Source organism: Oharaeibacter diazotrophicus (assembly GCF_004362745.1).
GTDB lineage: Bacteria > Pseudomonadota > Alphaproteobacteria > Rhizobiales > Pleomorphomonadaceae > Oharaeibacter > Oharaeibacter diazotrophicus.
Genome location: NZ_SNXY01000008.1, coordinates 125,227 through 151,604 on the forward strand (window position 1 = coordinate 125,227; position 26,378 = coordinate 151,604).

The 26,378-nt window shown below is 72.7% G+C and carries 21 protein-coding genes and 1 tRNA gene; 15 read left to right on the forward strand and 7 right to left on the reverse strand.

Going from position 1 to position 26,378, the window contains the following annotated elements:
* Positions 1-83: 83 nt before the first annotated feature.
* Together mgtA and EDD54_RS12930 are read right to left on the reverse strand one after the other, a co-directional pair.
* The gene (gene mgtA, locus EDD54_RS12925) at positions 84-2,633 is read right to left on the reverse strand and encodes a magnesium-translocating P-type ATPase (protein ID WP_126539780.1); all 2,550 of its coding nucleotides are present in this window, start codon (positions 2,631-2,633) and stop codon (positions 84-86) included.
* A gap of 197 nt (positions 2,634-2,830) precedes the next feature.
* A tRNA-Ala gene (locus tag EDD54_RS12930) sits at positions 2,831-2,906 on the reverse strand.
* Between the two features lie 221 nt (positions 2,907-3,127).
* Between EDD54_RS12930 and EDD54_RS12935 the strand changes: the two genes are divergently transcribed.
* The 3 genes from EDD54_RS12935 (at position 3,128) to EDD54_RS12945 (ending at position 5,707) form a co-directional block, all read left to right on the forward strand.
* On the forward strand, positions 3,128-4,435 hold the full coding sequence (locus EDD54_RS12935; RefSeq protein WP_126539782.1) for a PQQ-dependent sugar dehydrogenase: 1,308 nt from the start codon (positions 3,128-3,130) through the stop codon (positions 4,433-4,435).
* A gap of 88 nt (positions 4,436-4,523) precedes the next feature.
* Positions 4,524-4,982, forward strand: coding sequence for an SRPBCC family protein (locus EDD54_RS12940; protein WP_126539784.1), 459 nt, complete (start codon positions 4,524-4,526; stop codon positions 4,980-4,982).
* 272 nt (positions 4,983-5,254) lie between these two features.
* Complete coding sequence (locus EDD54_RS12945; protein ID WP_425374997.1) at positions 5,255-5,707, forward strand: YaiI/YqxD family protein; 453 nt, start codon at positions 5,255-5,257, stop codon at positions 5,705-5,707.
* A 39-nt stretch (positions 5,708-5,746) separates the two neighbouring features.
* On the opposite strand, the gene EDD54_RS12950 is transcribed toward EDD54_RS12945, so the two are convergent.
* From EDD54_RS12950 to EDD54_RS12960, 3 genes are all read right to left on the reverse strand, one after another.
* Positions 5,747-6,118 (reverse strand): hypothetical protein, encoded by a 372-nt coding sequence (locus EDD54_RS12950; protein ID WP_126539788.1) that lies wholly within the window; start codon positions 6,116-6,118, stop codon positions 5,747-5,749.
* A 175-nt stretch (positions 6,119-6,293) separates the two neighbouring features.
* Positions 6,294-6,644, reverse strand: a complete 351-nt coding sequence (locus EDD54_RS12955; protein ID WP_126539790.1) for a hypothetical protein — start codon at positions 6,642-6,644, stop codon at positions 6,294-6,296.
* Positions 6,645-6,728: 84 nt separating this feature from the next.
* Entirely contained in the window at positions 6,729-6,998 is a 270-nt protein-coding gene (locus EDD54_RS12960; protein ID WP_245515759.1) for a BolA family protein, read from the reverse strand.
* A 114-nt stretch (positions 6,999-7,112) separates the two neighbouring features.
* Between EDD54_RS12960 and EDD54_RS12965 the strand changes: the two genes are divergently transcribed.
* From EDD54_RS12965 to EDD54_RS12980, 4 genes are all read left to right on the forward strand, one after another.
* A complete protein-coding gene (locus EDD54_RS12965) occupies positions 7,113-7,727 on the forward strand; it encodes a J domain-containing protein (RefSeq protein WP_321184077.1) in 615 nt (204 codons plus the stop codon).
* Positions 7,728-7,866: 139 nt separating this feature from the next.
* Positions 7,867-8,853, forward strand: a complete 987-nt coding sequence (cobS, locus tag EDD54_RS12970; protein ID WP_126539796.1) for a cobaltochelatase subunit CobS — start codon at positions 7,867-7,869, stop codon at positions 8,851-8,853.
* Between the two features lie 169 nt (positions 8,854-9,022).
* Positions 9,023-10,957: a cobaltochelatase subunit CobT gene (cobT, locus tag EDD54_RS12975; protein WP_126539798.1), complete on the forward strand. Its 1,935-nt coding sequence runs from the start codon at positions 9,023-9,025 to the stop codon at positions 10,955-10,957.
* Positions 10,954-11,988, forward strand: a complete 1,035-nt coding sequence (locus tag EDD54_RS12980; protein WP_126539800.1) for an esterase-like activity of phytase family protein — start codon at positions 10,954-10,956, stop codon at positions 11,986-11,988. Before cobT ends, EDD54_RS12980 begins: the two co-directional genes overlap by 4 nt.
* An 837-nt stretch (positions 11,989-12,825) precedes the next feature.
* Here the strand turns inward: EDD54_RS12980 and rpmB are convergent.
* On the reverse strand, positions 12,826-13,125 hold the full coding sequence (gene rpmB / locus EDD54_RS12990; RefSeq protein WP_126539802.1) for a 50S ribosomal protein L28: 300 nt from the start codon (positions 13,123-13,125) through the stop codon (positions 12,826-12,828).
* Between the two features lie 431 nt (positions 13,126-13,556).
* Between rpmB and EDD54_RS12995 the strand changes: the two genes are divergently transcribed.
* The 8 genes from EDD54_RS12995 (at position 13,557) to EDD54_RS13030 (ending at position 24,832) form a co-directional block, all read left to right on the forward strand.
* Positions 13,557-14,405 carry a DUF3108 domain-containing protein gene (locus EDD54_RS12995; protein ID WP_165644706.1) on the forward strand — a complete coding sequence of 283 codons (849 nt, stop codon included), beginning with the start codon at positions 13,557-13,559 and terminating at the stop codon, positions 14,403-14,405.
* A gap of 499 nt (positions 14,406-14,904) precedes the next feature.
* Positions 14,905-18,165, forward strand: coding sequence for a helicase-related protein (locus EDD54_RS13000; protein ID WP_126539806.1), 3,261 nt, complete (start codon positions 14,905-14,907; stop codon positions 18,163-18,165).
* A 37-nt stretch (positions 18,166-18,202) separates the two neighbouring features.
* Positions 18,203-18,502, forward strand: a complete 300-nt coding sequence (locus EDD54_RS13005; protein WP_126539808.1) for an RNA-binding S4 domain-containing protein — start codon at positions 18,203-18,205, stop codon at positions 18,500-18,502.
* Between the two features lie 142 nt (positions 18,503-18,644).
* Entirely contained in the window at positions 18,645-18,983 is a 339-nt protein-coding gene (gene fdxA / locus EDD54_RS13010) for a ferredoxin FdxA (protein ID WP_126539810.1), read from the forward strand.
* Positions 18,984-19,391: 408 nt separating this feature from the next.
* Positions 19,392-19,979 (forward strand): CarD family transcriptional regulator, encoded by a 588-nt coding sequence (locus tag EDD54_RS13015; RefSeq protein WP_126539812.1) that lies wholly within the window; start codon positions 19,392-19,394, stop codon positions 19,977-19,979.
* A 361-nt stretch (positions 19,980-20,340) separates the two neighbouring features.
* Complete coding sequence (locus EDD54_RS13020) at positions 20,341-21,204, forward strand: RNA polymerase factor sigma-32 (RefSeq protein ID WP_126539814.1); 864 nt, start codon at positions 20,341-20,343, stop codon at positions 21,202-21,204.
* Between the two features lie 265 nt (positions 21,205-21,469).
* Positions 21,470-23,164 carry a methyl-accepting chemotaxis protein gene (locus EDD54_RS13025; protein ID WP_207620521.1) on the forward strand — a complete coding sequence of 565 codons (1,695 nt, stop codon included), beginning with the start codon at positions 21,470-21,472 and terminating at the stop codon, positions 23,162-23,164.
* 111 nt (positions 23,165-23,275) lie between these two features.
* Entirely contained in the window at positions 23,276-24,832 is a 1,557-nt protein-coding gene (locus EDD54_RS13030; RefSeq protein ID WP_126539816.1) for an acetolactate synthase large subunit, read from the forward strand.
* A 30-nt stretch (positions 24,833-24,862) separates the two neighbouring features.
* On the opposite strand, the gene EDD54_RS13035 is transcribed toward EDD54_RS13030, so the two are convergent.
* Positions 24,863-26,332, reverse strand: coding sequence for a M48 family metalloprotease (locus EDD54_RS13035; protein WP_245515760.1), 1,470 nt, complete (start codon positions 26,330-26,332; stop codon positions 24,863-24,865).
* Positions 26,333-26,378 lie beyond the last annotated feature (46 nt).

Here is a 26,378-nt window from a genome sequence, read left to right on the forward strand (position 1 = left end):
GGCGCGTTCGTCCGGTGTCGTTGCGATGCAAGGGCGGCGTCTCCGCCGCGGCGCGCGACATATCGGCGAGTGCGCCCGCCGATTCAAGCGCTTCGGTGCGACGGCGCGGCGGCGCGGCGGCGGAAGAAGGCGCGCTTGACCACCTCGACCACCGCGAGATAGCCGCCGACCAGTCCGACCAGCAGCAGGTGGAAGCTCCACGGCAGCGGCACGAAGCCGAAGGCGGCGCCGAGCGGGGTCACGGGCAGCAGCAGCGCCGCCGCCACCGCGGCGAGCGACAGGGCGGCGAGGGCGGGATGCGGCCGGCTCGCCAGCGGCGAGCCGCGGGTGCGGATCAGGAAGATCACCAGCACCTGCGTCGCCAGGCTCTCGACGAACCAGCCGGTGCGAAACAGCGCCGGATCCGGCCCGAACAGCCGGAGCAGCAGGTAGAAGGTGGCGAAGTCGAACAGCGAGGAGACCGGGCCGAGCACCAGCATGAAGCGCCGGATCAGCCCGAGGTCCCAGCGCACCGGCCGGGCCAGCGCGGCGTCGTCGACGCGGTCGAACGGGATGCCGGCCTCGGAGGCGTCGTAGAGCAGGTTGTTGAGCAGCACCTGGGTCGGCGCCATCGGCAGGAACGGCAGGAACAGCGACGCGCCGGCCATCGAGACCATGTTGCCGAAGTTGGAGCTCGAGCCCATCAGCACGTATTTCGTGACGTTCTCGACGGTGCGGCGGCCCTCGATCACCGCGTCGCGCACCACGCGGAGATCCTGGTCGAGCAGGATCAGCCCGGCCGCCTCCTTGGCGACGTCGGCGCCGCTGTCGACGGAGATGCCGACGTCGGCGGCGTGGATCGCCGAGGCGTCGTTGATGCCGTCGCCGAGGAAGCCGACCACCGCGCCGGTGCGCCGCCACGCCGCCAGCACGCGCTCCTTCTGCGCCGGCGTCACCCGGCACCAGACGTCGACCTCGCCGACCCTGGCGGCGAGCGCGTCCTCGCCCATCGCCGCGAGATCCTCGCCGGTGGCCAGCGCCCGCACGGGAATGCCGAGTTCGCGGCAGACGTGGCGCGTCACCCGGTCGTTGTCGCCGGTGAGGATCCGCACCGTGACGCCGGCGTCGACGAGGTCGCGCACCGCTTCCGCCGCGCTCGCCTTGGGCGGGTCGAGGAAGACGGCGTAGCCGGCGAACACCAGCGCGCTCTCGTCGGAGAGCACGGCCGAGACGTGGTCCGCCGGCATCGCCCGCGAGGCGATGCCGAGGGCGCGCAGGCCGTCCTCGCCGAGACCGGCGAACACCGCCGCGATCGCCGCCCGCGCGGCGGGGTCGAGCGGCAGCACCGTGCCGTCCGCCGCTTCGTAGAACGAACTCAGCGCCAGGATGTCCTCCGGCGCGCCCTTGGCGACCAGGAGGCGGGTGCCGCCGTCGTCGAGGAGCACCGAGACGCGGCGACGCTCGAAGTCGAACGGCACCTCGTCGAGCTTGGTCACGGCGGAGACGTCGGGTTCGCCGTGCTCCAGGATCGCCTCGTCGAGGGCGCTGCGGATGCCGCTCTCGAAGCGGCTGTTGAGATAGGCGAGGCGGAAGACACGGTCGCTGTCGGCGCCGCGGCAGTCGACGTGGCGGATCATCCGGATCCGTGCCTCGGTCAGCGTGCCGGTCTTGTCGGTCAGCAGCACGTCCATGGCGCCGACGTTGTGCATGGTGGCGAGGCGCTTCACCACCACCCGGCGCGCCGCGAGGCGGCGGGCGCCGCGCGACAGCGTCACCGTCACGATCATCGGTAGGAGTTCGGGCGTCAGGCCGACGGCGAGCGCCAGCGCGAACATCAGCGCTTCCAGCCACGGCCGGTCGAAGGCGACGTTCACGGTGGCGACGAACAGCACCAGGAACACGGTGAGCCGCAGGATCATCGCGCCGAAGCGGCGGATGCCGAGCTCGAAGGCGGTCGGCGGCGGGGCCGCGGCGAGCGAGCCGGCGAGCCGGCCGAAGGCGGTGGCGCGGCCGGTGCGGACGATCACCGCGAGGGCGCTGCCGGAGATCACCGACGTCCCGGCGAAGACCGCGCCGGCGCCATCCGCGGCACCACCCTCCGGGTCGACGCGCTTTTCGACCGGGTAGGGCTCGCCGGTCAGCGCGGCTTCGCCGACGTAGAGGTCGGCGGCGGAGATCAGCCGGCCGTCGGCCGGCACGAGGTCGCCGGCGGCGAGGCGGACGACGTCGCCGGGCACCACGGTCGCTGCGGGCACCGCGGCGTCGCGGCCGTCGCGGCGCACGCTCGCCCCGAGCGCGACCGAGCGGCGCAGCGCGGCGATCACCGCCTCGGCCCGGGTCTCCTGGACGAAGTCGAGCGTCACCGAGGCGACCACCAGGAAGACCACGATGGCGAAGCTGGCGACGTCGCCGGTCGCCGCCGACAGCGCGCTGGCGAACAAGAGGATCAGCACCAGCGGGTTGAGGAACTTCGCCAGGAAGCGCAGTACGGCCGGCCGGCCGCGGCCGGCGCCGGTCTCGTTCGGGCCGTGCACCGCGAGCCGGCGCGCCGCCTCGGCCGTGGCGAGCCCGTCCGGCCCGGTGCCGAGGCGGGCGAGCAGGTCGTCGATCGAGCCCTCCGAAGGATCGTCCGCCGCGACGCGCCCGTCCGACATGCCGCCTCTCCCGAAAGCCGCGACGCCCCGAGGGTACGCCCGCCGACGGTCTAGCACGCCCGCGCGCGATCGGCCTCCGCCGGCGACTACGGACCCGACTGGCCCGGTCGTGACGTCACGGGGAGGCGAGAAAACGCGAAAACCCCGGCGAACGCATGTTCACCGGGCGGATCGATCGTGTCCCGTGGGGAGGGACCTGGTGGAGCCGAGGGGAATCGAACCCCTGACCTCTGCAGTGCGATTGCAGCGCTCTCCCATCTGAGCTACGGCCCCGGTCAGGTGAGGCGCTTTTAGGGGCGGTGGAGCGGGGTGTCAAGGGGGACGCGAACGGGCGGGAAGCGGCCCCGTGCGTCGCCCCGGCCGTCCTCCCGCTCGCCCCCCGCGCTCCCTCGTGATCCGACCCGCTCGCGCGAACGTCATCCGCTGCGGACGAACCGGCGTGGCACCATGCGGTTCCTCCAACGTGCCCCGTCGTCCGCCCGCGGAGACCACCGATGACCCCGACCCGTCTCGCCGCCGCCGTCTCCCTCGCCCTCGCGGTCCCCGCCGTGCCATCGGCCGCGACCGCCGATCTCCTCACCGGCGCCCGGGCTTTCGGCGGCGCCGAGGCGTCGGCGCCCGGCGTCAGGCGGCTGATCCGGCCGGGCGACCTGCCGGCGCCCTACGCCACCCGTTCGGCGTCCAACGCCCCCGCCACCGTGCCCCGCCCGGCCGGGGCGCTGCCGGCGGTCCCCGAGGGCTGGACCGTCGAGGAATGGGCGTCCGGCTTCTCCGAACCGCGGGTGGTCACGGTGGCGCCGGACGGCGCGGTGCTCGTCGCCGACAGCGGCGCCGGCGAGATCGTGCGGCTCTCGCCCGGCCCCGACGGACGCCCGATGCGCAGCGTGTTCGCCTCCGGCCTCGAGCGGCCCTACGGCATCGCGCTCTGGCCGCCCGGACCGAAGCCGACCCACGTCTACGTCGGCGAGACCGACAAGGTCGTGCGCCTGCCCTGGGACGGCCGATCCGACGCCCCGACCGGCCCGGCCGAGACGGTGGTGTCGTCGCTGCCCGATGGCGGCCACTGGACCCGCGACCTCGCCTTCTCGCCGGACGGACGCACCCTGTTCGTCGCGGTGGGGTCGCAGTCCAACGTCGGCGGAAAGGCGCTGTCGAAGGCACCGGACGGCTTCGTCGCCGCCAATCCCGTCGGCGCCGCCTGGGGCGACGAGGAGGGCCGCGCCGCCGTGCTCGCCTTCGATCCGGACGGCGGCGGCAGGCGGCTCTTTGCCACCGGCCTGCGCAACTGCTCCGGCTTGACGGTGCAGCCGGCGACCGCCGCGCTCTGGTGCGTCGTCAACGAGCGCGACGGCCTCGGCGACGACCTGCCGCCCGACTACGCGACGCGCGTCGCCGACGGCGGCTTCTACGGCTGGCCGTGGTACTACATCGGGGCGAACGAGGATCCGCGCCACGCCGGCGCCCGGCCCGACCTCGCCGACGCCGTCACCGTGCCGGACGTGCTGTTCCAGGCCCATTCCGCGCCGCTCGGCATCGCCTTCGACGCCGCCGGCGACGCCTACGTGGCGATGCACGGCTCCTGGAACCGCGACCGCCGCACCGGCTACAAGCTGGTCCGCCTGGAGTTCGAGGACGGACGCGCCACCGGCGTCCACGAGGACGTCGCGACCGGCTTCGTCCTGCCGGGCGGCGACGTCTGGGGCCGGCCGGTCGACGTCGCCGTCGCCGCCGACGGCGCGCTCCTCGTCAGCGACGACGGCGGCGGCCGGATCTGGCGGCTGGTGCCGCCAGCGCGGCGGTGACGGCCGCGAGAAATTCGCAGCCCGCTGTCGGGACGGCCGCGGGTCGGCCGTCCTCGGGCCATCGACCGAACCGAGGAGGAGCCCCGCCATGACCGCCCCCAACGATCTCGTGCTCACCCGCCTGATCGCGGCCCCACGCGCGAAGATCTGGCGCTGCTGGACCGAGCCCGCGCTCCTGAAGCAGTGGTTCTGCCCGAAGCCCTGGACGGTGTCGCACGCCGAACTCGACGTCCGGCCCGGCGGCGCCAACCACATCGTGATGCGCTCGCCGGAGGGCGAGGAGCACCCGAACGACGGCGTCTATCTCGAGGTGATCCCGGAGCGCCGCCTCGTCGGCACCGACGCCTACACGGTCGGCTGGGTCCCCTCGGCCAAGCCGTTCATGACGCTGGTTCTCGACCTCTCCGACGAGGACGGCGGCACCCGCTACGTCGCCGCCGCCCGGCACTGGACCGCCGCCGACCGCGACAGCCACGAGGCCATGGGCTTCCACGCCGGCTGGAACGCCGCCACCGACCAGCTGGAGGAACTGGTGCGCCGGCTCTGAACCGCGCACGTCCGCGAAATCGCGGCCGCCCCTTGCGCCCCGGGCCGGACCGGCCCATCTTGGGGTCGTCGTCAACGACCGAAAGGAGGTGATCCAGTGTCTCATTGCTACGGAGCGCGGTCCGCCGCGTCGGCCACCTGGATCGCCGCTCCCGCGGGAGCGGCCGCCGCCTGACGGCGGTCGCCGGGTGGCCCTCGCGGCCCCGCGGCAAGGCAATGGAAGGGTCGTTCCCTCGCGGGAGCGGCCCTTCTCGCATTCCGGGAGATCCCGTCGTGGCCCGCACCATCTACGTCGACGCCGACGCCTGCCCCGTCAAGGCCGAGGTCTACACCGTCGCCGAGCGGCACCGCTGGCCGGTGGTGCTGGTCGCCAACTCCGGCATGATGATCCCGCGCGACCAGGACGTCCGGCTCCAGCTCGTCCCGGGCGGGCTCGACGCCGCCGACGACTGGATCGCCGCCGCGGCCGGGGCCGGCGACGTGGTGGTGACCGCCGACGTGCCGCTCGCCGCGCGCTGCGTCAAGGCCGGCGCCACCGTGATCGCGCCGACCGGCAAGCCCTTCACCGAGGCCTCGATGGGCATGACCCTCGCGGTCCGCGACCTCATGACCGACCTGCGCTCGGCCGGCCTGGTCACCGGCGGCCCGCGCCCCTTCGCCAAGGAGGACCGCTCCCGCTTCCTCTCGGCCCTGCACCAGGCGATCGTCCGGATCGGGCGGGGCTGACCGCCCGTGCGCCGGGAGCCGCGGGGCCGCGGGGCCGGATCAGCGTCCCCGTATTACGTCGAACGTGTCCATACGGAACTCTTTCCGTCGCGCCGCCTGGATGTCGTCCATGGTCAGCCGTCCGGATGCGATGGCTCCGACGAAGCGCCCGCAAGCGACGACGGCCGTCCGTTCTCGCGGCACACCGACCAATTCGATGAAGCTCTCATCTTGATCGAAACCCTCATCTTTCGTATATCGGATGCAATCTTCCATCAACAACTTGCGCGCGGTCGGGCTTTCTCTGGCGAGAGTGACGAAGTCTACATCGGCCGTCTTCGGCTCCGAGCTCGACACCTTTTCACGGGCACAGGCGGAGAGCAGGATCGTCAGCAGAGCGATCCCGGTTGCGAAAATGCGCGCGTTGACCACGTAAACCTCCCTAGCCTTTGCCGGACGCGCTCGTGTCCGTCAGCCGTCGCCCCGGGCTTGGAACTGCCGAAACCATCGCTCATGGCGCATCGCTACCCGACGTCCGACCGGAGCGCGCCTAGTCGGATTCCAATCGGGCGGCCGCGTCTGCCGTGGCGGGATCGGTGAGCTCCGCTCAACGCCCGGCGAGCGCGAGCACCACCGACGGGGGGAACCCACCTCTCCTCACGATGGCCATGTCCGCCTCGGTGTACTGTCCGGCGACGTAGCCGGCGATGAAGCGGTTGCAGAAGGTGACGGCGAACTTGTCGCGCGGCACGCCGACCAGCCTGACGATCTTCTCTTGCCGCTCGAGGCGGGTCTCCCTCACGTCGTCCATGCAGTCGGCGAACATCTTCTTGCGCAGAGTCGCGCTCTCCCTGGTGACCTGTACGACGGTCGCCAAGTCCGGCTCTGCCTTCTGGGCGCAGGCCGACAGCAGGATCGGCGCCAGGACGATCCCGAATGCAACGAAACGAATGTTCACGGACGTTCCCCTCACCCTGGAGTGTCGGGAACACTCCTACCGATCGCCACCACCGGTTTCAATCCGGATTCGCCCGGCGCCCGTTCACTCCCCCGGCGCGCGCGCGTCGATCGCCAGCGCGTGCAGGCCGCCGGCGAACTCGGCGGCGAGCGCTTCCGTGACCATGCGGTGGCGGGCGACGCGGGGCCGGCCGGCGAAGACGGCCGCCGTGACGGCGACGCGGAAGTGGGTCTCGCCGGCCGGGCTGGCGCCGGCGTGGCCGTGGTGCAGCGCCGATTCGTCGACGACGTCGAGCGCCGACGGGCGCAAGGCTTCGTTCAGGGCGGCGGCGATACGGTCGCGGCGGGTGGTCACTGTCGTCTCCTCCGGGTGCGGCGGCGGGCCCCGCCGGCACCGAACCGATCCGCGGCCGCTTGTCAACGCCTTGTCCGGCCGGGGGCCGGCCCCCATACTCGCACGACCATGGCCATGAACTCCAAGCTCTTCGACCGGATCCGGATCCGCCCCGACGCGGAGACCACCGCGCGCGAGCGGTTCCCGACCTGCGAATGGGCGGGCTGCGAGGCCGCCGGCACCCACCGCGCGCCGAAGGGCCGCGGCCGCGAGGGCCAGTACCACCGCTACTGTCTCGACCACGTGCGCGAGTACAACAAGAGCTACAACTATTTCGCCGGGATGGCCGACGAGGCCGTCGCCGCCTTCCAGAAGGACGCCCTCACCGGCCACCGCCCGACCTGGACGATCGGCGTCGACCGCCGCGGCGCCGATCCGCGCCGCGGCTTCGACGGGCCCGACCCGTCGACGACCGTCAACGACCCCTTCGGCATCTTCCACGGCGCCCGTCCGGCCGGCTCGCACGGCGCGGCGGCGGAGCCGCGCCGCAAGGTCTCGGCGCCCACCCAGCAGGCCTTCGACACCATGGACCTCGATCCAGCCGCGAGCCGCGAGGACATCAAGGCGCGCTTCAAGGCACTGGTGAAGCGCCACCATCCCGACGCCAACGGCGGCGACCGGGCGTCCGAGGAACGGTTGCGGCAAATCATCCAAGCCTATAACTACCTGAAGACCGCCGGCTTCTGCTAACGTCGACCGGCTCGTGGCCCGCGCGGGGCCGCGCGTTCCGCCCGAAAGGGCACGGGATCCCGATGGCTTACCCGTGTCCCGCCACGTCTGTCGACGGCCGCCGCCCGTGGGGCGTGACCGACGGCCGCCAGGAGGTTCCATGGTTCAGACTTCGATCGAGGCCGCGCCGCTGCCGGACATGAAGCTCTCCGTCAGGCAGGTGTTCGGCATCGACAGCGACATCGAGGTGCCCGCCTATTCCGAGCCGAACGAGCACGTGCCGGATCTGGACCCCGATTATCTCTTCGACCGCAACACCACCCTGGCCATCCTGGCGGGCTTCGCGCACAACCGTCGCGTGATGATCTCGGGCTACCACGGCACCGGCAAGTCGACCCACGTCGAGCAGGTCGCCGCGCGGCTGAACTGGCCGCTGGTGCGCGTCAACCTCGACAGCCACATCAGCCGCATCGATCTCGTCGGCAAGGACGCGATCGTGATCCGCGACGGCCGTCAGGTCACCGAGTTCCGCGACGGCATCCTGCCGTGGGCGCTGCAGAACAACGTCGCCCTGGTGTTCGACGAATACGACGCCGGCCGCCCGGACGTGATGTTCGTGATCCAGCGCGTGCTCGAGGTCGCCGGCAAGCTGACGCTGCTCGACCAGAACCGCGTCATCCGCCCGCACCCGGCCTTCCGCCTGTTCGCCACCGCCAACACGGTCGGCCTCGGCGACACCTCCGGCCTCTACCACGGCACCCAGCAGATCAACCAGGGTCAGATGGACCGCTGGTCGATCGTCACCACGCTGAACTACCTGCCGCACGACAAGGAGGTCGACATCGTCTTCGCCAAGGCCCGCGCCTTCGGCGGCGAGGAGGGCCGCGCCACCATCTCCAAGATGGTCCGCGTCGCCGACATGACCCGCTCGGCCTTCGTCAACGGCGACCTCTCGACGGTGATGAGCCCGCGCACGGTGCTGACCTGGGCGGAGAACGCGGCGATCTTCGGCGACATCGGCTTCGCCTTCCGCGTCACCTTCCTCAACAAGTGCGACGAGCTCGAGCGCACGCTGGTGGCCGAGTTCTACCAGCGCTGCTTCGGCAAGGAGCTGCCCGAGAGCGCCGCCAACATGGTGCTCGGCTGACGGCGGACGCCGTCCCCTCCTCCCCCGCGCGGGAGACGCCGGCCCGAAAGGGCCCGACGAAGGGGCGAGCGGGCGGTGTGCGGATCGAGGCGTCCCCTCGCCCGCCCGCCCGCGAAGTCCCCCGAGGGGAGGGCACCGCTCCTCCCGAGCCTCGACTGCGATGGGTCCCATGGCACGCGAACCGTCCTCCTCGGCGAAATCCCCGCCCCCCACCGAGCCGCTGAAGAAGGCGGTCGGCGTCGCCATGCGCGCCATCGCCGGCGACGGCGAACTCGAGGTGGTGTTCGCCACCGACCGGCCCTCGCTCGCCGGCCACCGCGCCCGCCTGCCCGAGCCGCCGCGTCGGCCGACCGCCCACGACGTCGCCGTCACCCGAGGGCTCGCCGATTCGATGGCGCTGCGCCTCGCCTGCCACGACGCCGCCGTCCACCGCGACCACGTGCCCGAGGGCCCGAAGGCCCGCGCCGTGTTCGAGGCGGTCGAGCAGGCGCGCTGCGAGGCGCTCGGCGCCCGGGCGATGCCGGGCGTCGGCGCCAACCTCGGCGCCATGCTCGAGGACCGCTATTTCCGCGGCAACTACCACGAGATCTCCGACCGCGCCGACGCCCCGCTCGAGGATGCCGTGGCGCTGATGGTGCGCGAGCGCCTCACCGGCGAGGCGCCGCCCCGGAGCGCCGAGACACTGGTCCAGATGTGGCGGCCGTGGATCGAGGAGAAGGCCGGCGCCAACCTCGCCAATCTCGACGCCGTCGTCGGCAGCCAGAAGGACTTCGCCCGCGCCGTGCGCGGCCTCCTGGTCTCGCTCGACATGGCGGACGAGCTCGGCGGCGAGCCGGACGAGCCCGACGAGAACGAGGACGGCGACCGCAACGACACCTCCGACGACCAGTCGTCCGGTGAGGCCGACGAGCAGGAGGCCGCCGACAAGGCGGCGCCGCAGGAGCAGGAGGCCACCGGCGAGGACCAGGAGACCGGCGAGACCGAGGTCGAGGCCGACGTCTCCGACCAGAGCATGGAGGAGGACGCCGCCGACCAGGCCCGCGAGGCCGGCGAGGCCAAACGGCCCGACTTGCCGTTCTCCAACCAGCCGCCGGAGAGCGACTACAAGGTCTTCACCCAGCGCTTCGACGAGATCACCCGGCCGGAGGACCTGTGCGACGGCCAGGAGCTCGACCGCCTGCGCGCCTATCTCGACAAGCAGCTCGTCCATCTCCAGGGCGCGGTGTCCCGGCTCGCCAACCGCTTGCAGCGCCGCCTGATGGCGCAGCAGAATCGCGGCTGGGATTTCGACATGGAGGAGGGCCTGCTCGATACCGCCCGCCTCACCCGCGTCGTCACCGACCCGATGCAGCCGCTCGCCTTCAAGCTCGAGCGCGACACCGACTTCCGCGACACCGTCGTCACCCTCTTGATCGACAATTCCGGCTCGATGCGCGGCCGGCCGATCACGGTGGCCGCCGCCTGCGCCGACATCCTCGCCCGCACGCTCGAGCGCTGCGGCGTCAAGGTCGAGCTGCTCGGCTTCACCACCAAGGCATGGAAGGGCGGGCAGTCGCGCGAGGCCTGGCTCGCCGCCGGCAAGCCGCCCCAGCCCGGCCGGCTCAACGATCTCCGCCACATCGTCTACAAGGCCGCCGACGCGCCGTGGCGGCGGGCCCGGCGCAACCTCGGCCTGATGATGCGCGAGGGCCTCCTCAAGGAGAACATCGACGGCGAGGCGCTGAACTGGGCGCACGAGCGCCTGCTCGCGCGGCCGGAGAACCGCAAGATCCTGATGATGATCTCCGACGGCGCGCCGGTCGACGATTCCACCCTGTCGGTCAACCCGGGCAACTATCTCGAGCGCCACCTGCGCCACGTCATCGAGGAGATCGAGACCCGCTCGCCGGTCGAGCTGATCGCGATCGGCATCGGCCACGACGTCACGCGCTACTACCGCCGCGCCGTCACCATCGTCGATGCCGAGGAGCTCGCCGGCGCCATGACCGAGCAGCTCGCCTCCCTGTTCGCCGAGGAGGACGCCTCCGACCGCCGCCGCGGCGCCCCGCGCCGCCAGCCGGCGGCGCCGCGCCCGCGCCGCGTCGCCGGCATGGGCCTGAAGTGACGCCCCTCCGGCGCGCCGCCCTCGCGCTCGCGCCGGTCCTCGTGGCCGTGGCGACGGCCGCGGCCGTCGCGCGGCCCGCCGCGGCCGCGGACATCGCCGTGCCCTTCGCGGTCCACCGCTTCGACGCCTTCCGGATCGGCCACCCCGAGATGGTCCGCTTCGGCCGCCTCGACTTCGTCGGCGGCTTCGAGGTCGAGTCCCCCGCGCCCGAACTCGGCGGCCTCTCCGGCCTCGTGGTCGACCCCGGCGGCGGCGGCCTGTTGTCGCTGTCCGACGACGGGCTGATGCTGCGCGCCGCCATCCTGCGCGACGACGCCGGCCGGCCGGTCGGGCTCGCCGACGGCCGGATCCGGCCGATGGACGTCGCCGGCGAGGGCCGGCTGTCGAAGTGGGAGGTCGACAGCGAGTCGCTCGACGTCACGGTCCGCGACGGCGTCCCGATCGCCGGCGTCAGCTTCGAGGGCGAGCCGCGGATGATGGTCGCGCCGATCGGCGCCGACGGCTTTCCCGGGACGCTGGAAAATCGGCCGCTGCCGGCCGACGCCCGCCGCGTGCGCAACACCAAGGGCTTCGAGAGCCTCGCCTTCGGCCCCGTCGGCTCGCCCCTCGACGGCCGCACCGTCCTGATCGCCGAGCGCGCGCCCCGCGACGCCGTCGACGACGACCGCCCCGGCTGGATCCTCGGCGGCCCCGAGCCGCTGCGCTTCCACCTGAAGGCCGTCGGCGCCTACGACGCCACCGACGCCAAGTTCGGCCCGGACGGCCGGCTCTACGTCCTCGAGCGGCTCTACACGCTCTCCGAGGGCGTCCGCGCCCGCATCCGCCGCATTCCCATGGCCGACCTCGTCGACGGCGCCGTGGTCGACGGCGAGGTCGTGTTCGAGGCGAGCCTCGCCGACCAGATCGACAACATGGAGGGCCTCTCGCTCTGGCGCACGAGCGCCGGCGAGACCCGCGTCTCCCTGATCTCCGACAACAACCGCTCCTTCCTGCAGCGCACGGTCTACCTGGAGTTCCGGCTGGCGGAGTGAGGCTTCGGGCTTCGGGCTTCGGGCTTCGGGCTTCGGGCTTCGGGCTTCGGGCTTCGGGCTTCGGGCTTCGGGCTTCGGGCTTCGGGCTTCGGGCTTCGGGCTTCGGGCTTCGGGCTTCGGGCTTCGGGCTTCGGGCTTCGGGCTTCGGGCTTCGGGCTTCGGGCTTCGGGCTTCGGGCTTCGGGCTTCGGGCTTCGGGCTTCGGAGAAGCGGACTCCACACCGCCACCGTCGACAAGGCCGCACTACGCCTCGGCCGCGTCCCCTCCCCCCTTGTGGGGGAGGGACAGGGAGAGGGGTACGCGCGACCTTCACCGCCGTGGCGGTCGCAACGTCGCGACCCCTCTCTCCAACTCTCCCCCACAAGGGGGGAGAGGGCCCGTCGAGGGCGAGGCGAAGGGTGTGGCCAACGAAATCCGTCGCAGTGTCGATCCGACGCGCGAGGACAATGGCCGGCGAGAAGACCCAAGCAGGATCGCGCCGACCTCCTCCCGTCCCGCCGACGGCCTTCGAACGAACCCGAACCTCCCCACCGCGTCCCCTCCCCCTTGGAGGGGGAGGGACAGGGAGAGGGGGCCGACGCGCCGACGTCGGATGCCGACCGAGCCCCGGTGCCGCACCCGGGGTGGCCGCCGTCACGCAGCCCTCCGCCCGCTCGCCGCCGGGGACGGCGCGTTCGTCGACAGTCGATGAGCGGGCGCCCCGCGCGGCCGGATGCCCCCGAACACGCCCGCCCATCCGAAATCACCCTGAACGCACGAAACCCCGAGCGCGGCTCGCACCGCGTCGGGGTTCCGAAACTCGTCTCGACCAAACGGCGCCCGTGGGCGCCGTGCCGGTCAGGCCGCGACGGCGGCTTCGGCGGCCTTCTTGGCGATCTGCTTCTTCAGCAGGCGGGCGCGCGGCGACAGCTCGTCCTCGGACGACTTCGCCAGGAAAGCGTCGAGGCCGCCGCGGTGCTCGACCGAGCGCAGCGCGTTGGCCGAGATGCGCAGGCGCACCGACTGGCCGAGCGTGTCGCTGATCAGGGTGACCGCGCACAGGTTCGGCAGGAAGCGGCGCTTGGTCTTGTTGTTGGCGTGGGAGACGTTGTTGCCCACGAGGACGGCCTTGCCGGTCAGTTCGCAGCGCCGAGCCATCGCGATACCCTCTTCCTTTGGCAGCGGGGCGCGCGCACCTTGCGGTCGGCTGCCTCCGCCATGCGTGAGACGAGCGCCGCCCGGGCCATCCGGACGCCGCCGATTTGAAAGTCGCGCTTCTATAGAGACGCCGCCGCCACCCGTCAACCCTCGGAACCGGCCGTTTCCGCCGCTCCGGGCCGGCCGCGACGGCTCCGGCGCGCGGCATCGGCTGGCCTCGGGCAGTCTCGGCGAGACAGGCGTTAACCCTCCTGTTACCATATCGCCCGAACATTCGGGACGTGCCCCGCCGCGATCCTCGCGTCCGGGGCAAGTTGTTCCGAAGCCGTCCCGCCCCGCGGGAACCGCGACGCCGGACCGGCGTCGACGGCCGACCTCGAGGCCGGGATCGGGGCATTCTCGTGACGTCCGGCGTCTGGAGGCGATCAGTGGTGTCCCAGTTGGAATCTTCCCTGTCGACGGCGATCCGGGGCTCCGCGGTCGCGGCGGTCGCCGCCCTGCTCTCGACGACGCCGCTGGCGGTGGCGGCGCCGCGCGCCGGCGAGACCCAGGCGCTCTACGACGTCTCCTTCATGGGCTTCGGCATCGCCAAGGGTTCGCTGGCGGTCCGGGTCGAGCGCGGCTCCTACGCCGCCAAGCTGCACATCTCGACCTCGGGCCTCGCCCGGATCATCTCCTCCGAGGAGAGCTACGCCACCGCCAAGGGCCGGCTCGGCCGCAGCCTGACGCCGGCGAGCTACGAGCTGATGTCGCGCGGGGACAAGGTCACCGAGGTCGACATGGGCCTCGCCGGCGGCCGGATCCGCAGCCTGAAGGCGATCCCGGAACTCGCCGAGCGCGACGACCGCATCCCCGTCAAGGCCGAGCACAAGCGCGGCGTGATGGACCCGCTGTCGGCGGCGCTGGTGCCGGTCTCCGGCAAGGGCGGCAAGGAGGTCTGCGACCGTACCCTGCCGATCTTCGACGGCTGGACCCGCTACGACATCCGCCTGTCCTACAAGGACACCAAGAAGATCGAGGTGCCCGGCTATTCCGGCGACGCCGTGGTCTGCGGCGCCCGCTGGGTCCCGGTCGCCGGCCACCGCGCCGGCAACAAGTCGACCGCCTTCATGGAATCGAATCGCGATCTCGAGGCCTGGTTCGTCCCCGCCGCGGACGAGGGCCTGATGCTGCCCTACAAGATCTCCGTGAAGACCATGAAGGGCATGCTGGTGGTCCAGGCCCGCCAGTTCGGCGACGGCGCCAAGCCGGCCGTCGAGCAGGCCACCGCCGCCAACTGACCCCCGTCCGGGCCACGTGTCCGTCGGTTCGCGAGGCGCCCTTCCGGGCGCCTCGTCCGTTTCCGGCGCCCGGTTCACGTCGGTGGACACCGGTTAACGTCCGGTTAACGGTCGGTTGGCGAAAAGCAGCATTGGTTAACCATGTCGCCGGGTCGAAGCAGAGCGCGCGGAATCGTCTTGACGACGATTCCGGTGCCGAATCGATCTTGCCGACGCAAACGCCGTTCGACTCCAGATCCTGTCCCCCGAGGGCGCCCGGACCCGAGATCTGGTGGGGAACGAATCCGGAATCCCTTGCGGACGCCGATTCGGTCGCCATCTGTTCGGCGTAGGTTCCGAACGCCGCCGGCGCCGCCCACCGGGCGGGATTGTTCCGTCGGCGCGCGGAAATATCCCCGCGCGTCCGGCCTCGCCCCGTGCTAGAGACGGCCGGCCGGCCGGGGACGTCCCTGCCGCCGACGCCCCTTCGAGACGACGTTCCAGGACGCCGGCCGAACCGATGACAGTGATCCAGCGGGCCCCTCTGGCCTCGGCGACCCGGGCCCGGACCGTCACGGCGGTGCTCGGACCCACCAACACGGGCAAGACCCACCTCGCCATCGAGCGGCTGCTCGGGCACGCCTCCGGCGCGATCGGCCTGCCGCTGCGCCTGTTGGCGCGCGAGGTCTACGGCCGCATCTCGGCCCGCGCCGGGGTGTCGCAGGTGGCACTGGTCACCGGCGAGGAGAAGATCGTCCCGCCCGGCGCGCGCTACTGGGTCTCCACCGTGGAGGCGATGCCGCGCGACCTCGACGTCGCCTTCGTGGCGATCGACGAGGTCCAACTCGCCGGCGACCTCGAGCGCGGCCACGTCTTCACCGACCGCCTCCTCAACGTCCGCGGCACCCACGAGACGCTGCTGCTCGGCTCGGCCACCGCCAGGCCCTTGATCGAAAAGCTGATGCCGGGCGTGAACGTGGTGAGCCGGCCCCGGCTCAGCCAGCTCGTCTACGCCGGCGAGAAGAAGCTCACGCGGCTGCCGCAGCGCTCGGCGATCGTCGCCTTCTCCGCCGAGGAGGTCTACGCCGTCGCCGAACTGATCCGGCGCCAGCGCGGCGGCGCGGCGGTGGTGATGGGCGCCCTCTCCCCGCGCACCCGCAACGCCCAGGTGGCGCTGTTCCAGAACGGCGACGTCGACTTCCTGGTCGCCACCGACGCCGTCGGCATGGGTCTCAACCTCGACGTCGACCACGTCGCCTTCGCCCAGGCGCGCAAGTTCGACGGCTACCAGTTCCGCAACCTGACCCCGTCGGAACTCGGCCAGATCGCCGGCCGCGCCGGCCGCTTCCTCAACGACGGCACCTTCGGCGTCACCGGTCGGGTCGCCCCGTTCGACGAGGACCTCGTCCAGGCGATCGAGAGCCACGACTTCGAGCCGGTGAAGACGTTCCAGTGGCGCAACGCCGACCTCGACTTCGCCTCGGTCGCGGCGCTGCGGCGCTCGCTCGACCGCCAGCCGAACACCGACGGCCTCGCCCGCGCCCTGCCCTCGGACGACCAGCGCGCCCTCGACCACGCGCTCCGCGACGAGGCGGTCGCCGACCGGGCGGCCGGCCGCGACCGGGTCGGCCTGCTCTGGGACACCTGCCAGGTCCCCGATTTCCGCAAGATCTCGCCGGCCCACCACGGCGACCTCGTGATCTCGCTCTACCGCTTCCTGACCGATCGCGGCCGCATCCCCGACGACTGGTTCGCCCGGCAGGTCGGGCTCGCCGACCGGGTCGACGGCGACATCGACAGCCTGTCGCAGCGCCTCGCCGACATCCGCACCTGGACCTTCGTCGCCAATCGTTCCGCATGGCTCGACGATCCCCTCCATTGGCAAGACCGCACGCGCGCGATAGAGGATCGTCTGTCCGACGCGCTGCACGACCGCCTGACGCAGCGCTTCGTCGACCGGCGCACGTCCGTCCTCATGAAACGCCTGAGAGAAAACGCCATGCTCGAAGCCGAAATCACCGGGACCGGCGCCGTGCTCGTCGAAGGGCAGCACGTCGGCGAGCTCCACGGGTTCCGGTTCCTGCCCGACCCGTCGACCGTCGCCGAATCCCCCGACGGCAAGGCGGTGCGGGCCGCGGCGGCCAAGGCGCTGTCGAGCGAGTTCGAGCGCCGCGCCGACCGGATCTCCAAGGCCCCCAACGACGACGTCGTGCTGTCGAGCGACGGCAGCCTGCGCTGGCTCGGCCAGCCGGTCGCCAAGCTGCTGCCCGGCGAGGACGCGCTCGCCCCCCGCGTCCAGCTGCTCGCCGACGAGCAACTGACCGGCCCGGCGCGCGACAAGGTCCAGGCCCGGCTCGACCTCTGGGTCGGTGCCCACGTCGGCACGCTGCTGAAGCCGCTGGTCGACCTCAGGACCGCCGCCGATCTCGAGGGCCTCGCCCGCGGCGTGGCCTTCCGCATGGTCGAGGCGCTCGGCACGCTGGAGCGCGCCGAGGTCGCCGACGACGTCAAGGCGCTCGACCAGACCCAGCGCGCGGTGATGCGCAAGCACGGCGTCCGCTTCGGCGCCTACCACATCTACGTGCCGGCGCTCCTGAAGCCCGCGCCGGCCGCCCTCGTCGCCCAGCTCTGGGCGCTGAAGCACGGCACGCTCGACATGCCGGGCCTCGCCGAGCTGCCGCAGCTGTCCGCCTCCGGCCGCACCTCCATCAAGGTCGACCCCACCTTCGAGAAGACGCTCTACCGGCTGGTCGGCTTCCGCGTCGCCGGCGAGCGCGCGGTCCGCATCGACATCCTGGAGCGCCTCGCCGACATCATTCGCCCGCTGATCGCCTGGAAGCCGACCGGCGACGGCGCGACCCCGCCCGACGGCGCGATCGCCCAGGGAGGCGCCTTCACCGTCACCGTGGCGATGACGTCGCTGCTCGGCTGCTCCGGCGAGGACTTCGCCTCGATCCTGCGCGGCCTCGGCTACCGCATGGAGAAGCGCAAGGTCGAGGTGCCGGTCCGCCCGGCGGCGGCCGCCGCCGCCGCGCCGGAGGCGACCGCCTCGCCGGTCGTGGTCGCCGGTTCGGCCGCGGCCGTGGCGATCCCGGACGGCGAGAATGCCGAATCGGCCGGGATGGACGAGCCCGAGGGCGCGCCGGCGGAGGCCGTGGCGGCCGAGACGGCGGAGGCTCCGGCGGAAGCCGCTGCGGCCGAGACCGTCGACGCCGTCGGCAGCGCCGAAGTCGAGGTCGGCGCCGCACCCGCCGAGGAGACCGCCGCGCCGACCGAGGCCCCTGCCGAGGCCGCCGAGGCCGAGGTTGCTCCGGCCGAATCCGCTCCGGCCGAGGCCGCCGCCGAGGCGCCGGTGCTGGAGGAGCGCGAGATCGAGATCTGGCGGCCGGGTCGGTTCGACCGCGGCCGGCGGCCCGAGCAGGGTCGCCACGGCCATGGTCACGGCGGCCCGCGCCGCGACGACCGCGCCCCGCGCCAGGACGGCGGACGTGGCGGCGAGGGGCGCGGGGAAGGCCGCGGCGAGCGCCGCCCCGACCGCAACGACCAGCCGCGCGGGGATCGCCGGCCCGAGGGCGGCGCGCCGCGCCCGGAGCGGCACGACCGTCCGTCCGGCCCGCGTCGCGACGACCGTCCGGCGGCGGCCGAGGCGCCGCGCCGCGACGACCGCCGTCCGCCGCAGGAGCGCGCACCGAAGCGCGAGAAGCCGGTGGATCCGTCGTCGCCCTTCGCCGCGCTCGCCGCGCTGAAGGCCGACCTGGAGCAGCGCCAGAAGAAGAAGTGACGGCGGGTCCCGCACCCGGCCGCCGCGGGGACGGACGATGGCCGAGGAACGCCAGCGGATCGACAAGTGGCTGTGGTTCGCCCGGGTCGTGAAGACCCGGCCGCTGGCACAGGCGCTGGCCGAATCCGGAAAGGTCCGCGTCAACGGCCGCAAGATCGACGCTGCGGCGCAGCCGGTCAGGATCGGCGACGTGCTGACGATCGGGATCGCCGGGCGCGTGCGCATCCTGGAGGTGGCCGGCTTCGCCGAGCGCCGCGGCTCCCATCCCGAGGCGATCCGGCTCTACGTCGACCGCTCGCCGACCCCTGAGCCGGCGCCGGAGGACGAGGAGTCCTGACGGTCGGCGCCGTCCCTGCGGGTGGTCGAGGAGGACCGGTGGACCGCGGTCCTACCCTCTTGCACCCCGCGGCGAACTCCGTTACGCAGCCGACGAACGCATCGATACCGCTTGACCGGGTCCGACCGGGAGCCCTGCCGACATGACATACGTCGTCACCGACAACTGCATTCGCTGCAAGTACACGGATTGCGTGGAAGTCTGTCCGGTGGACTGCTTCTACGTGGGCGAGAACATGCTCGTCATCCATCCGGACGAATGCATCGACTGCGGCGTCTGCGAGCCGGAATGTCCCGCGGAGGCGATCAAGCCGGATACCGAGCCGGGGCTGGAGAGCTGGCTGCAGCTCAACGCCGACTTCGCCGCGAAGTGGCCGAACATCACCACCAAGCGCGACGCGCCGGCCGACGCCAAGGAGTTCGACGGCGTCGAAGGCAAGCTGGAGAAGTATTTCTCCCCCGAGCCCGGCCAGGGCGACTGAGCGGGCGGGCCGTTGCGGCCCGCACCGGAGACCTGCAGAAAATGCAGGGCAGGCATGACGGACGTCGCCGGCCGCTTCGCCGGGGCGGCCGCTTAGTGCTTTGATCCCCGCGCATATTGTGCTATAGAAATCTCGGCAGTCGACATATCGTCCCCGGTCGCCAAGAGGCCCCCCTCCCGGGGCTTTTTTATGGTCGGTCGTTCCGCCGGCACCAAGCCGGCGCCCCCATCACCCCGGTGGGGGACGCGACCTCGGAACCGGGACATCACCCCGATCGGCTGTAAACAAACGCGAGAGCGTGCCGGCAGGGCGGGCCGCGAGCCCGGTCGCAACGACGTATGTCCGCATCCCGTGCGCACGGGAGGCCAGCGCCGTGAGCCCCGCCGTCACCAGGAGTGGATGGACCGAATGGCCACTGCGAAGAAAGCCGCTGCCCGCAACGGTTTCAAGACCGGCGAACACATCGTCTACCCGGCCCACGGGGTCGGCCAGATCGTTTCGATCGAGGAGCAGGAAATCGCCGGTCTCAAACTCGATCTGTTCGTCATCGTCTTCGAGAAGGACAAGATGACCCTGCGCGTGCCGACGGGTAAGGCCGAGCAGGTGGGCATGCGCAAACTCGCCGAGGCCGACACGGTGGAGAAGGCGCTCGAGATCATCAAGGGCCGCGCCCGCGTCAAGCGGACGATGTGGAGCCGCCGCGCCCAGGAATACGAGGCCAAGATCAATTCCGGCGACCTGATCGCCATCTCCGAGGTGGTCCGCGACCTGCATCGCGCCGCCAGCCAGCCGGAGCAGTCCTATTCCGAGCGCCAGCTCTACGAAGCCGCGCTCGACCGCATGGCCCGCGAGATCTCCGCCGTCTCGAAGATGACCGAGACCGAAGCGATCCGCCGGATCGAGGACAGCCTGAACAAGAGCCCGCGCCGGGTCGCCGCGCGCGGCGACGCCGAGACGACCGACGAGGCCGACGAGGACGAGGCCGAGGCGGCCTGATCGGAACGATCCGACCGGGGCCGTCCGACGGACGGTCGCGAACGACTTCGCGCGAAGGGCGCGGCCTCGGACGAGGCCGCGCCCTTCGGCGTTTCGTGGCCGGGTCACGGGCAGGCGCACCGGCTCTGCGGGTACCGGCGCCGACGGGGCGGCGTCGCGCCCCGGGCGGAACATGCCGCGCGGTCCGCGTGTTCAGCGAGGGCGGGGCGGGCCGGACGTCGGTCCGGCCGCCGGTGCGATCACGTTCGCGTCAGTGCCGCCGCGTACACGGGATCGTGCGCGGCACCGCCACAATCCGGCCCGTCCGATCATGCGTAGAGGAGGACGTTTCCGGGGCCGGACCACCCGAAGGGAGCGTCTCATGACGAGGACACCCACCGCCGCCCGTTCCTTCGTCCGCGCCGCCATGCGCGCGCCCTACCTCGAACGCGAGGAGGAGCAGCAATTGGCGCAAGCCTGGAAGGACGCCGGCGACCAGCAGGCGCTGCACCGGCTGACCCAGGCCCACATGCGCCTCGTCATCGCCATCGCCGCCCGCTTCCGCAACTTCGGCCTGTCGACGCCCGACCTGATCCAGGAGGGCCACGTCGGGCTGCTCGAGGCGGCCGCGCGCTTCGAGCCGGAACGCAACGTCCGCTTCTCGACCTACGCCACGTGGTGGATCCGCGCCTCGATCCAGGACTACATCCTGCGCAACTGGTCGATCGTGCGCGGCGGCACGTCGTCGGCGCAGAAGGCGCTGTTCTTCAACCTCCGGCGCCTGCGCGCCAAGATCGCCGCCGGCGACGCCACGCTGACCGAGGACGAGGTGCACCGCCGGATCGCCGATGCGGTCGGCGTCAGCCGCGAGGACGTCGCCACCATGGCGGCGCGGATCTCCGGTCCGGACACCTCGCTCAACGCCCCGGTCGGCGAGACCGAGGGCGGCGGCGCCGACCGGATGGACTTCCTCGTCTGCGACGCGCCCCTGCCGGACGAGACCGTCGGCGACCAGATCGACGGCGAGCGCCGGATCGGCTGGCTGCGTCAGGCGATGACGGTGCTGTCCGAACGCGAGATGCGGATCCTGCGCGAGCGCCGGCTCGACGAGGAGGGCGCGACGCTGGAGGCGATCGGCGCGGAGCTCGGTATCTCCAAGGAGCGGGTGCGCCAGATCGAGAGCCGCGCGCTCGAGAAGCTGCGCTCGGCGCTGCTCGACGCCCACCCGGAGATGGCGCCGGCGTGACGGCGGTAGCCGGCGATTCGCCGACCGCGCAGGCGTCGCGGTCCCGGATGCGAGGGTGGTCCCTTGGTGCGGGGCTCCGGACTCGGCGTCTTCGCGGTGGTGCCACGGTTGCGACGATCCGTTCCGGCCGCCCGCTCGTCAGAACGTCCTAGTGCGATGTATATAATCTGTAAGTGGTATCACGCCTCATATATGCACGCATGAGAAGTGAATTCGTTAACCTCGATCGGCCACGTTTCCGGCATCACGGTGCAGGAGACGCGCAATGTCGCTCGAGAACATCTCCCTGATGACGAAGGTCGTTTCGATGATCGCCCTGCTGGGTCTGGGGGCGATCGGCGGGGCCGGCTATGCCGGTTTCCAGATGAAGGACATCGACCAGCGCTACAGCGCGCTCCTCTCCGGGGACGCGATGGCGAGCGTCCAGCTCGCCCGCGCCAACCGCTACGTCGCCTCGGTGCGCAGCGCGATCTACCGCGAGGCCGCCTCGACCGATCGCGCCACGGTCGACGCCGCCGAGGCCGACCGGATCGAGATGGTGAAGGGCTTCAACGATCGCATCGACGCGGCGAAGACGGCGCAGCCGTCGCAGGCGGCCACGTTCGAGGGCGTTCGCGCCGGCTTCGACAAGCTGTTCGCCGGCGCATGCGGCGAGGTCGTGAAGCGCACCGACTCGCTCGACCCCGCCGAGAAGGCCGCCGCCATGGCGGCGATGACCGGCCCCTGCGAGACCGCCCTCGCCGCCTACCAGCGCGACATGACCACCGTCAACGAGACGAACATCGCCGCGCTCCAGACCACCAGCGCGGACAACAGCGTCGCCACGGACGGCGCCGTGGTCTGGTCGATCGGCGGCATCGTAGCGATCACCCTGGCGATCGGCTTCGCGGCGTTCATGGTGCTGCGCGTCACCGTGATCCGACCGCTCGCCGGCGTCACCGACGCGATGGCGCGGCTGCGCGGCGGCGACTACGCGACGGCGATCGCCGGCCGCGGCCGGCGCGACGAGATCGGCGTGCTCGCCGAAGGCCTCGACGCCCTGCGGCTCGGTCTCGCCGACGCCGAAGCGGCGCGGGAGGCCCGTGAAGCCGCCAAGGCGGCCGAGGACGCCGCCAATCGGCGCCGCGCCGGCCTCGCCGAGCGCTTCGTCGGCCGGATGCAGCAGCTGGCGGAAGGCTTCGTGCGCGCCTCTGCCGAGGTCGCCGACGCCGCCCGCAACCTGTCGGCGACCGCCGAGGAGACGTCCAGGCAGGCCCAGTCGGTGGCCGGGGCCGCCGAGGAGGCCTCCACCAACGTCGCCACCGTCGCAGCCGGCACCGAGGAACTCGCCGTGTCGGTGCGCGAGATCGGCACCCAGGTCGACCACTCGGCCCACGTCGCCGAGGACGCCGCCCGCGAGGCCGAGGCGACCACCGCCAGCGTCCACTCGCTCGCCGACTCCGCCCAGAAGATCGGCGAGGTCGTCGAGCTGATCTCCAACATCGCCGGCCAGACCAACCTGCTGGCGCTCAACGCCACCATCGAGGCGGCCCGTGCCGGCGAGGCCGGGCGCGGCTTCGCCGTGGTGGCCGCCGAGGTCAAGGAACTCGCCAACCAGACCGCGCGGGCGACCGAGGAGATCGGCCGCAAGGTCGGCGAGATCCAGGCGGCGACCGGCACGACCGTCGGCGCGATCGGCCGGATCGTCGGCACCATCGCCACCATCCGGGAAGCGGCTTCGGCGATCGCCGGCGCGGTCGAGGAGCAGGGCGCCGCCACCGCCGAGATCGCCGCCAACACCCAGCGCGCCGCCGCCGGGGCGGCGTCGGTGACCGGCAACATCGCCGGCGTCGGCACCGCCGCCGAGATGACCGGCGCGGCCTCGACCCAGCTGATGACGCTGTCGACCGGCCTCGACGGCCGTTCCGCCGAGATGCGGCGGGAGGTCGACGCCTTCGTCGCCGAACTGAACGCCGCCTGAGCGGGGCGGTCGCGTCCGGCGCGCCGGACGGCTATCCTCGCCGCCACGATGCGTGCGCCACGCCGCCGGACCCGGGTCCGGCGGCGCGGCGGCGAGGCGGGAGGCAAGGACATGAACGGAGCCGAAGCCCTGTGCGGGGCGCTGCTCGACGGGGGCATCGACGTCTGCTTCGCCAACCCGGGCACGTCGGAGATGCACTTCGTCGCCGCCCTCGACCGCCGGCCGGAGATGCGCTGCATCCTCGGCCTCGCCGAGGGCGTCGTCACGGCCGCCGCGGACGGCTACGCCCGCATGGCCGGCCGGCCCGCCGCGGCCCTGCTCCACCTCGGGCCCGGTCTCGCCAACGGCCTCGCCAACCTCCACAACGCCCGCCGCGCCCGCTCGCCGATGGTGGTGGTGGTCGGCGACCACGCCACTTGGCACGTCGCCGCCGACGCGCCGCTGACGACCGACATCGAGGGCCTCGCCCGCCCGATGTCCGACCACGTGACGCGGCTCGCGCCGGGCGAGAGCGTCGCCGCCGGCGCCCGCCGCGCCCTCGAGGCGGCCCGCGCGACGCCCGGGATCGCGACCCTGATCCTGCCGGCCGACGTCGCCTGGGGACCCGAGACGGCGGCCGCCGTCGCCGGTCCCGCGCCCGCCCGCCGCGGCTTCGACGCCGCCGCGGTCGCGGCGGTCGCCGTGGCACTCGCGGACGCCCGTCGGGCCGGACGCCGCGCCGGGCTGCTGCTCGCCGGCGACGCGCTCCGCGGTGCCGCCCTCGCGGACGCCGCCCGGATCGCCGCCGCGACCGGGGCCCGGCTCCTCTCGGAGATGTTCAACGCCCGCGTCGAGCGCGGCGCCGGCCGCCCCGCGGCGCCGAAGGTGCCCTACCCGGTCGACGTCGCCACCGGCTTCCTCGCCGACCTCGACCTCGTCGTGCTCGTCGGTGCCCGGCCGCCGGCCGGCTTCTTCGGCTATCCCGGCAAGCCGAGCTTCCTCGCCCGACCCGACTGCATGATCGTCCGCCTCGCCGAGGGCACCGACGACCTGCCGGCGGCACTCGCCGCTCTCGCCGACGCCGTCGACGCCTCGGCGACGATCCCCGCCGGTCCCGACGCGCCGCTGCCGCCGGATCCCGCGGACGGCCGGCTCGACGCCGACGCGATCGCCGCGGTGGTGGCGCGGGCGCTGCCGGAGGGCGCGGTGCTGGTCGAGGAGGCACTGACCGCCGGCGCGCCGCTCTACGCCGCCACCGCCGGCGCGGCGCCGCACGACCTCCTGCAGCTCACCGGGGGCGCGATCGGCATCGGCATCCCGCTCGCCGCCGGTGCGGCGGTCGGCGCGCCCGGGCGCAAGGTGGTGTCGATGCAGGCCGACGGCAGCGGCATGTACACGGTGCAGGGGCTGTGGACCCAGGCCCGCGAGGGCCTCGACGTCGTCACGGTGATCCTGTCCAACCGCGCCTACGCGATCCTCTACGGCGAGATGCGGGGCGTCGGCGTCGCCGAGATCGGCCGCAACGCCCGCCGGATGTTCGACCTCGACGGCCCGCCGCTCGACTGGGTCGCGCTCGCCCGCGGCATGGGCGTGCCCGGGATCCGCTGCGACGACGTCGCCGGCTTCCGCCGCGCCTTCGCCGCCGCCGTCGCCGAGCCCGGGCCGTTCCTGATCGAGGCCGTGCTTTGACGGCGGCCCAAGGGGATCGCCGAATTCCTTTCAGGTCTCGGAGACGATCTTGACCTTGCTGCCGGGCGTCGGCTGGTCGGCCGGCCCCAGGCCGTTGAGGACGCGGAAGAGGTCGACCGGGCGGTCCATCATCGACATCCGCCGGGCGATCGTCTCGACGGTGTCGCCGGGCTGGACGGTGACGACGCGGATGTGCAGCGGCCGAAGGCCGGCCTGCTCGCCGGGCGGCAGCGCCCGGAAGGAGGCGACGGTGTCGAGGAAGGCCTTGTCGAAGGCGGGGCCCGGCACCTTGGAAGCGAACAGGAAGCGGTAGGTCTGGTCGCCGAAGCGGATCACCGCGATGCGGTAGTGGTAGCCGCGGGCCGCAGCCGAAGCGACCGCCGCGGGCAGGCCGTTGATCGACAGCGTGCGCACGCTCGCCTGATCGAGCCCGTTGATCCAGCCGGCGGTGAGATAGCCGACGAGGTCGCCGCCGCGCGGCACGTCGGCACCGTCGAAGCGCATCGCCGTGCCCGAAGGGTCGGTGGCGAGCACGGCCCGGGCAGTGTTCTCGAGCTGGAAGCCCGCCGGCACCGTGAAGGCGAGGCCGAGCTTGGCGTGCAGGAACTCGCGGCCGCGGACGTAGCCCTCGACCGGGTCGTCGCCGAACATCAACCCATCGACGTGGGTGAGATATCCGTCGCGGTCGCGGTCGCCGGGGCCGGTTCCGGCCGCCGCGGCGGCGGCGACCGCCTGGCTGATCCGCTCGGGCGTCGAGGGATGGGAGGACAGGAAGTCGGTGCCGTCCTTGCCGCCGTCGGCCGGGACCGCTGTCTTCCAGGCGGCGTAGCGCGCCATCGAGGTCAGGAAGCGGGCGGCGGCGTAGGGATCGAAGCCGGCGCGCTCCAGGGTGCGGATGCCCATGGCGTCGGCCTGGAGCTCCTGCTCCTGGGAGAAGCGCGCCAGCGACAGCTGGGTGTTGGCGAGCACGGTCTTCTGCTGGTCGGGATTGTCGACCACGTTCTGGACGGCGCGGTTGGCGATCGCCGCGGCCTGGGCGCGCTCGGCGCGCGAGAAGGCGTGGCGGGCGGTGACGTGCGCCATCTCGTGGGCGATCACCGCGGCGACCTCCGAGGTGTCGTTGGCGAGCGCGAGCAGGCCGCGGGTGACGTAGACGTAGCCGCCCGGCAGCGCGAAGGCGTTGACCGCCGGCGAGTTCAGGATGGTGACGCGGTAGTTGCGCCAGGGCTCGTCGCTGGCGGTGACCAGACGGCCGACCGCACGGGCGATCGCGATCTCGGCGTCGCGGTCCTCGTAGGTGCCCCCGAAGGCGGCGAGAATCTTCGGGTGCTCGCGCTCGGCGATCGCCACCTCGGCCGGATCGACCTTGGGCGTCTCGGCCGCGGGCGGTGGCGGCGTCGGCGCGAGCGCGCTCGCCCGGACGCCCTCGTCGCCGCCGAGGGTGTCCGCGCAACCGGCCAGTGCCAGCGCGGCGAGCAGCGCGAACACGCCCGCCGTCAAACCGGATCCCGAGCGTCGCCGCCGTCGCAGAACCGCCTCCGTCATG

What these genes read in the sequence shown, in the direction of transcription:
- EDD54_RS13030 (WP_126539816.1), top strand. Translation starts at nt 23,276, where the DNA reads ATGAACGGAGCCGAAGCCCTGTGCGGGGCGCTGCTCGACGGGGGCATC.
- EDD54_RS12965 (WP_321184077.1), top strand. Translation starts at nt 7,113, where the DNA reads ATGAACTCCAAGCTCTTCGACCGGATCCGGATCCGCCCCGACGCGGAG.
- EDD54_RS13025 (WP_207620521.1), top strand. Translation starts at nt 21,470, where the DNA reads ATGTCGCTCGAGAACATCTCCCTGATGACGAAGGTCGTTTCGATGATC.
- EDD54_RS13005 (WP_126539808.1), top strand. Translation starts at nt 18,203, where the DNA reads ATGGCCGAGGAACGCCAGCGGATCGACAAGTGGCTGTGGTTCGCCCGG.
- cobS (WP_126539796.1), top strand. Translation starts at nt 7,867, where the DNA reads ATGGTTCAGACTTCGATCGAGGCCGCGCCGCTGCCGGACATGAAGCTC.
- EDD54_RS13015 (WP_126539812.1), top strand. Translation starts at nt 19,392, where the DNA reads ATGGCCACTGCGAAGAAAGCCGCTGCCCGCAACGGTTTCAAGACCGGC.
- rpmB (WP_126539802.1), bottom strand. Translation starts at nt 13,125, where the DNA reads ATGGCTCGGCGCTGCGAACTGACCGGCAAGGCCGTCCTCGTGGGCAAC.
- EDD54_RS13020 (WP_126539814.1), top strand. Translation starts at nt 20,341, where the DNA reads ATGACGAGGACACCCACCGCCGCCCGTTCCTTCGTCCGCGCCGCCATG.
- fdxA (WP_126539810.1), top strand. Translation starts at nt 18,645, where the DNA reads ATGACATACGTCGTCACCGACAACTGCATTCGCTGCAAGTACACGGAT.
- cobT (WP_126539798.1), top strand. Translation starts at nt 9,023, where the DNA reads ATGGCACGCGAACCGTCCTCCTCGGCGAAATCCCCGCCCCCCACCGAG.
- EDD54_RS13000 (WP_126539806.1), top strand. Translation starts at nt 14,905, where the DNA reads ATGACAGTGATCCAGCGGGCCCCTCTGGCCTCGGCGACCCGGGCCCGG.
- EDD54_RS12940 (WP_126539784.1), top strand. Translation starts at nt 4,524, where the DNA reads ATGACCGCCCCCAACGATCTCGTGCTCACCCGCCTGATCGCGGCCCCA.
- EDD54_RS12935 (WP_126539782.1), top strand. Translation starts at nt 3,128, where the DNA reads ATGACCCCGACCCGTCTCGCCGCCGCCGTCTCCCTCGCCCTCGCGGTC.
- mgtA (WP_126539780.1), bottom strand. Translation starts at nt 2,633, where the DNA reads ATGTCGGACGGGCGCGTCGCGGCGGACGATCCTTCGGAGGGCTCGATC.